The 7,996-nt window shown below is 46.4% G+C and carries 3 protein-coding genes; all 3 read right to left on the bottom strand.

The features are described 5' to 3' along the window. Positions 1 to 741: 741 nt before the first annotated feature. The 3 genes from BC351_RS12455 to BC351_RS12445 all read right to left on the bottom strand — a co-directional run bounded on the left by BC351_RS12455 (position 742) and on the right by BC351_RS12445 (position 7,936). Positions 742 to 3,045 (bottom strand): helix-turn-helix domain-containing protein, encoded by a 2,304-nt coding sequence (locus BC351_RS12455; RefSeq protein ID WP_079412387.1) that lies wholly within the window; start codon positions 3,043 to 3,045, stop codon positions 742 to 744. Between the two features lie 72 nt (positions 3,046 to 3,117). Next, entirely contained in the window at positions 3,118 to 5,490 is a 2,373-nt protein-coding gene (locus tag BC351_RS12450) for a glycosyl hydrolase family 95 catalytic domain-containing protein (protein WP_079412385.1), read from the bottom strand. 139 nt (positions 5,491 to 5,629) lie between these two features. Then, positions 5,630 to 7,936 (bottom strand): glycoside hydrolase family 95 protein, encoded by a 2,307-nt coding sequence (locus BC351_RS12445; protein ID WP_079412383.1) that lies wholly within the window; start codon positions 7,934 to 7,936, stop codon positions 5,630 to 5,632. Positions 7,937 to 7,996 lie beyond the last annotated feature (60 nt).

Raw genomic sequence — 7,996 nt, 5'->3', positions numbered from 1 at the left:
GTTCCAGTTCCAGTTCCAGTTCCAGTTCCAGTTCCAGTTCCAGTTCCAGTTCCAGTTCCAGTTTAAGGGCTGCTTCTCATCAAGTAAAGTCTCACCCTCATCTAATTTTCAATATTCCTGCAATTATGCATCTTTTCGCACCTGATTTAACCCAAAATCAGTAAATTCCTGCAATTGTGCATCTTTTTGAAGCATTATGCGGACTAAAGGCTGAAAAAACAGAAAAATTCCTGCACAATTGCAGGAATTCCCATTTTTCTCGCCATTTCGCTGAAAATGCCTGCACTTTCGCAGGTTTTCAAAGGTTTTCAGCATCCGGCTGGCAGATCCGCTACACTAAGCCGTGCCTCCTGCCTCCGTTCACCGCGTCTTGCGAAATATTCCTGCAAATATGCATCTTTTTGAACTTGATTTAACCCAAAATCAGTAAATTCCTGCAATTGTGCATCTTTTTGAAGCATTATGCAGACTAAAGGCTGAAAAACTGAAAAATTCCTGCACATTTGCAGGAATTCCCATTTTTCTCGCCATTTCGCTGAAAATTCCTGCACTTTCGCAGGTTTTCAAAGGTTTTCAGCATCCAGCAGGGAGATCCAGCACCCTCAAGCCGTGCCCCATACCTTCCCCGATCCCCTGAGAAAAATCCCTACAATTATGCATCTTTTTGCTCTCTGCTTAACCCAAAATCAGAGAATCCTACAATTAAAAGTATCTAATCCATCTACTTCTAACCATTCAACCCTATTCAGCAGACTGCCTAAACGAAGTAGGCGAAACGCCCATCACGCGCTTGAAAGCTCTGCGGAACGAATGCGAGCTGTTGTAGCCGACATGCGTGGCGATTTCATCCACATTGAATTCGTTTCGTTTTAGCAGAACAGCTGCGTGATCCATCCTTACTTTTTCCAAATGATCGGATAAATTGGTGCCCGTTACTTCTTTAAACAACTGGGAGATGTACTTCTCTGGACGTTCTACTTTTTCAGCGATTCGATATAGATTCAGATCCGGGTCCGAATACATCTCTGCGATAAACTCGTTAATTTGTTTCACGGTTTTGATATGGATATCGCTCTTTTTACTCGAAATAACCTCACACATCGCGACGATAATGTCTGATATTTCTCGGGAAATGATTTCAATTCCATCCTGCGTTTGAATACCAATGATTCGGTCTTTGATTTTCTCAAATAGGGGGGACTCCATCAACGCTTTCTGATCCAGCAGCTTCAGCAGGGTACCCTTCAATTCGCCGATAAATTGATGCTTCATTTCCATCGACAGCTCTCGATTACGCGTGTTTTGTTCAATAATGGATTGAACGATGCGCTCAGCCTCATGGATGTCTCCTGCTCTAATCGTACTGATCAAGCGCAGCTCCACATCAATAGGATAATAATAGGTGTTGCTCTCAATCTGAGTGTCGCTGAACCAAACGATCCCTTTTCGATTCATATAAACGGCGTATTCCCACGCTTGCCTAGCTTGCTCATAGGAACGGCTGACCTCCACAATGGAGGAAAAAGGATCGCTGATTGCTGCTGTAATCGTAATACGATATTCACTAAAGGCTGATTCAGCCAGCGTATTCATGAGTCCCTCGATGTCTTCCTTACGAATTTCCTCTAGTTCATCCTGCTCAACAGCGGTGAAAATGGCTACTATGCGATCAGAGCCAACATCTGTCATTTGAACGTTCAATGGACTGCCGGATTCCAGCAGGAATTGCTTCAAAATAAGCCTAGCGGCATTAAGCTCATTCAGAATTTCAACGCTGTCCATGCCTGAATAGCCGTTGATTTGCAAAATACCGGTATAGCCGGCATTCATACTCAAACCCGTATCCGCTTGCGCCGCAGCAGAAATAATCTCTTCTCTGGATTGAAATTCCCCGGCAATAAGCCGTTTCAGAAAAGCATCCCGAATGAGGGGAAGCTGGCGATTCAGTTCAGACTCAAGCCGCTTGTTGTTCGTAATAATATGAGAAATGTTGCCCTGCAAGAAGTCATATTCATTACGCCCCAGCGTCGCATCCTTGCCGAACTGCTCTTTCATTACACCCAGCAGCTTCGTGATAGGAGCGGTATTGCGATAGGATAACAGAAACCCTACAATGAGCCCAATAAGCAGCGCAACGCCCGTTACAGACCAAGTGATGTATTTAATTTTGTTCGCATTCTCCATTAAATTGTGTCTGGGAATGCCTGCACGGTATACCCAACCGGACGAATCGGAACGAATCGTAATGACGAGGTCATCGGCATAAAATTGACTCATTTTCTTTTTATCCAAACGGCTGTCCGAGGATAGCTGGTCAATCTCCTGCTGTTTGATGCCCTGCAAACTAAGCGTACGTCCCTGCGCATCGCTAATATACGTCCAACCGCCATCTGGGTCCCGCAGTCCAGAGAGCACGCCATTGATCGTTTGCTCATCGATAACCGTAACCACCATAGCGGGCGATGTATCATTGAAGCTGTCTAATGGGAGCGATTGCATAAAGGTAATCACAGACGTTTGCACGCCATTATTGATAAAAGGACTAAGCGGCAGCATCTCACTTCTATGAGTTTTGTCTAAAATACTGCTTTTCCATTCCTCCAATGTTAAATTGGCATAACGCGAGGTCTGATAATAATGCTCGGGCCGAAAATAGGCATTTCCCGGTGTGATGATCACATTGAAATTTCTTAAATAAATGTAAAAATGCTTTAAAAAATCATTGGTCTGGCTGTAAGCCTTAATGTCTCTCGTGATTTTCCAGATGCCATACACGTTTGCTTTCTCATCCACTAGATTTTCGCTCAACAATAAGCTTAAATCTTGATTTAGAGCCAGCTGTCTTGTAAAGCTCTCCACTTCGGCGATTCGACGCTCCAAAATCTCTTGACTCTTTTGCAGCTGCGTCACTTTATTTTCGATGGAGATGGATTGGGTAACCGAAATAGCCGTACGATAGGACATATAACCGGCAATGCTCGGAATGATTAAAATAACAATATAGGAGATCAAAAATCTCCGAAAAATACGTGAATATTTAGGCACGGCAATTCTCCCTTCCAATTTGGAAGTTTCGGAATGCTTTTGATGATTAAGCGGTATCGCTCAAAATGAATGCTATGCTCGTATGAAGCGAATATGCTCACCTGGTGTTGTTGGCATCGTGATCATGTGTCCAAATTTTGTTTCTTCTCCGCTTTGGCGTAAGCACCTCACGCCCTGTTCCCATGGATTATAAAGGCGAAGCTCCGAGCCTGCTTCACTATAAATTTCTATCCACTGGATATCGCCTTGATTCGCCTCTGCACTAACAAGAAATCCGCCTACAGCACGCAAGGTAGAGAACTCCGCACGGGTCTCCAGCGACCAGTTGGGAAAGAAGCGCAGGATGCCATTATAGCTTTGCAGCAAACATTCATTAATAACAGCAGGCAAAGCGAAATTCTCAAACCAGACACCCATTTCTCCCATGTAGCCATACTCTGTCGTATCGGAGTATCTGCCTCCGGATTGCAGCAATTTGTCCGTACAGGTCCCATTGGGCAGCATGCAGTAGGCCACGTGACGCTTAAAACGTTCTAGATCAAGCTGACCTAAACGAGCCCCGGCAAGATGATAAAAGACAAGATCATTGCCGCCTTCATTGCGGTGATTCCGATAGGAATTAACGGCGATCTCATACGTTTCCGGATCCGAATGCAAGCCATGGTCTTCTCCGGGAAATACCGTTGATACCCCATTAGGGACATTATAGACCACCTCCGGGTCCTCGCTTGGAACAGATACGAATACCTTGCCCCGCTGCGACTGCGCAACCGGATAGTCGGGAAATTTAAGCAACACCTCTTCAACTTCAGCCAGCAGTTCCGCCTCATCTTCGCTTCGCTCAAGCTCACTGCACGCTTGCTTATAGGCATGAAATAGAAATTTCGTTAAAGTCAGATCCACGATGCAGTCGCTGTTCTTTTTGAAGCCAGGCGTTAGCTCGTATAGCTCCGGCACCACTGTCGGGAAAATGTGATAGCGGTCATCTCCCCAGGATTCGCCGTGCGCATCCGGCCGTTTCATATAATCCACCATAAACAGAACCGCTTCTTTCATTGGCCTGAAAGCCCGTTCAGCCAAGAACGATTTGTCCATCGTATATAAATAATGCCACCAAAGGCTCTGCACCGTCCATGGAGTTTCGCATATCTCCCATCCCCAATGAGGCACTGGATACGGCATTACATTCATCTCAACCGGGTAAGCAGAATGTGGATAGTAGGCACCTCGAAGCCCATAGTAGTTTTTGGCCCATTTCTGGCTAATAGGCAGGACATGGTCCACCATATTCACGTAAGCCAGATGCTTATCCACATGATTGCTTGAGAACGCGACCCAAAAAGGCTGCTGTGTATTATAATTCATATGGTAATCGCCATGCCACTCCGCACCGATCCTGCCATAGCTCCAATTGGCAAAAATGCCTGGACATGTCGCTTCCGCTTTCACTGAGCAGTGGAAGAAATATAAATTTCGATACCACATTTGCTCCAGAAACGCATCTTCCAAGGCAACACCCGAACGAGACCAGTAAGCCTGCCAACTTCTTTCGGATTCCGAAAAAGCGGATTCGCAAGACTGCTTCGTAGGTGAATCGATCGGCTTAACTAATTCGGTAACGGTTGACGCAAGTCCTTCTTCCAATTGGACACAAACGAAGAAATCAGTTCCACTCCCGAGCCGCAGCTCCAGCTCCTGATCACTTTCCTGAACCGGGATGGTGGCGGAGAGCTTCGCGGATAAGCGAAAGGCGCGGTCTTGGGAAATATCCGCTGACGCATCTTCTTCTCTATCGGAGTACGGCAAAGTTTGACGAAAGGCAACCTCTTTGCTTGAAATATCAACCATAGATTGAAAGCGGGGAAGTTCTTGCGGCGTGGAAGGGTCAGGTATCAGCTTTAGTCGATTGACAAAGGAAGCTATCGAATCGGTCAGACTCTCTTCTTTCATAGCAACCCATAGGCGATCAGCTTGCTGATCAACAAATACTTGGAGCGTGGCAGGTGCCCCATGAACTAGAAAATGAATATCGCATCGTCCATTGTCGATATGTAAAGTATGTCCAAGCACTTCCGTCGTGCGTTGGTCAAAACCGAGCAGCAAGGAACCGCAAGGCATTGGGCGCGGATACGGATAGCTATAGTTCTCAGCAGCCATAGCAACGTACTCTTTGTACCAGTTCTCTTCACTTAATGAATCATAATGCTCAGGGATTTCCTTCAGTCTTGCAAATAAGCTCTCAAATGTGCCAAGTTGATCTTGGTTTTGCTCCGCAATTCTTATATCCCAAACGTTGTTATGACCAAAATGAATAAGCACCGAATCGGGGCGTGTCGTAACAACAGCTCCCAATCCTCCATTGCCCAGCAATGCCCCTTCAAAAAAGTGAACAGCTGGACGATCGTATAATATTGCATGCTGACTTGCCTGATGGAACGTATTCATTTTTTTAACCTCCCCAAATTACCCAAGAAGCATCAAACCATATCTCTATAATGATAGCGCTTACTTGATACACGCTGATTATATCGACTTTGGTTCATGCCGCCTAGGTACAATTGGGGTGCAGAGCATACAAATTTCCTTATTTCTGCTCCGTTATTTGCAGCTTGTTATTAAGTTTGTAGACTGCGCCTGGCTTCAGTTCAAGTGCTAAGCTCTGATTTCCATAAAATAAAATGGTGCGTCCGGAGGAGTACGCTTTTATCCAAGCGTCGCTTAACTCACCGTTTTCCCAAGTTATATCGACTTCGATATGCCCTTTGGCACGCAAGCCTGTCACTTTTCCTGTAGACCAGCTCAGGGGCAGTGCAGGAAGAAGCGTAATCTGTCCTAACCGGCATTGCAGCAGCATATCCGCAATCGCCGCCGTGCCTCCAAAATTACCGTCTACTACAAATATTTGTTTCTCCGCCCCAGCGATGCCCGGCTTGGAGTAGGTTAACAAATTATCGAAACAAAGCTCGCCAATCAAATGCGTCAAATGTTTATAGGCGTTCTCTCCATCCTGCAATCGCGAGAAGCTGGCTGCAAAAGCGGCAACTGTGAATTCAACATCTTCCAGCTCCTTACGCGACATCCGATTGCGAAGGGTTGTTCGTGCCGCTTCGCTTAATGCAGGTGTATCTTGTACGGTTACTTGGTGGCTTGGGAACAAACTAACCAAATGTGACAGATGCCGGTGATCCGGTTGGGCTTCCTCATAATCCTCAAGCCATTCTTGCAATTGTCCCTGCTTGCCGATTTGCAGCGGCGGCAGCTTGGCGATTGCTTTGTTCAGCTTTTCCTGCCAAGCAAGATCCACTCCCAGCCGTTTGGAAGCCTCCAAACAAAAAACGAATAAATCTCGAACCAGCACTTGATCAAGCGTTGGCCCCATCGACAACTGATGCTCATGACCATGAATATAAAAGCTGTTCTCCGGCGAATTAGAGGGTCCCGTTACAAGCCAACCAAAGGCCGGATGTACAGTCATATAATCCAGGAAAAAGGCTGCCGCTTCCTTCATGACCGGATAAGCCCGATTCAATAGAAACTCCTGATCCAAGCTGTATTCGTAGTGCTCGCGTATTTGCGCTGCAATCCATAAGCCGCCTGTCACATTCAGTCCCCATGAGGTCTCCCAGCCTGGCGCCGTAAACCCCCATGCATTGGAGAACACATGAGCAACCCAGCCTTCACATCCATAAAACTGCTGGGCAGATCTTCTGCCTGCCGCCGCCAATTGTTCAATATAAGACACTAAAGGAAGATGACACTCTGCCAAATTGCTCGCTTCCGTCGGAAAATAATTCATTTGCGTATTAATATCCAGATGATAATCGCAGCTCCACTGCATGCGGTTTGCCTCGCCGTCGTTCCAAATGCCCTGTAAGTTCAATGGCAGCGGAGAATTGGCACGTGAGCCGGCAATCATCAAATACCGCCCATATTGATAAAAAAGCGCATACAATTGCGGGTCATCTACCTGATCTTTGCGGAATAAACGGATTCTCTCATCCGTTGGAAGCAGACTGGCTTCAGAATGACCCAAATCTATGCTCACCCGATCATACAGCTGTTTGTAATCGGATAGGTGATTAGCCTTAAGCTGTGCATAGCCTTGTGCCATAGCTTGCTCCAGTTGACGATCTGATTCGTGGAGCCATTGCGCATCGCTTTTCCGATAGTCGGTATTGACTGTCACGTAAATGAAAGCTTCATCTGCATCAGTGACTTCGATTTGGCCGCCATTCATGCTCACGGTACCCCCATATGCGACTACTTTGAATATCCCATAGCTGTGTACACCGCATTCGCCGTTGCTGTGCATCGTTTCAGTCGCATGAGCTTTGATAATCAACGAATCGCCAGAGGCTGTCTCCCTTGTAAACCGCTCCGTCAACCCTTCGACACCAAGCGTAAAAGAAAGAGAGCCTTGCTGCTCGCCCCATAGATGTGAAACGATCAAGTCATCCGCATGAGAAGCGAAAGTCTCCCGCCGATAGGTAATCCCATTGGATTGGTAAGAAATCTGTAAAATCGCCGTTTCTAAATCTAATTCACGATGAAAATCCTGCCCTTGATGCGAAGTATGTAAAATGAGGTGGCACATCGGCAAATTCGTACCGAAATTTTGCTTCTTAGGCTGGAGCAACCGCTTGGCTTGCTCTTCCCCTCGCTGATAGTCGCCGGCGAAAAAATGCTGTCGCATCTCTTCCAAATCTGCTTTGCTATTGAAATCACCCTCAATCGGTTCCGACTGACCTGACCAAAATGTGACTTCTGACAACCGCCAGACTTCTTGTTCACTCCCCCCATACACAACGGCTCCAAGTCTCCCGTTCCCCAGCGGCAACCCCTGTGACCAATCCTTCGCTGATCTTGTATACCAAAGCTTCCAGTCATTCATGCTGAAGTCCCCTTTCTATCATCATATACTATGTATCGTGTATGATTTAATCTTAACACC

Source organism: Paenibacillus ferrarius, assembly GCF_002027705.1.
Lineage (GTDB): Bacteria > Bacillota > Bacilli > Paenibacillales > NBRC-103111 > Paenibacillus_E > Paenibacillus_E ferrarius.
Note: the sequence above shows the minus strand (reverse complement) of the source record. Positions and strands in the feature narration are given on the sequence as shown.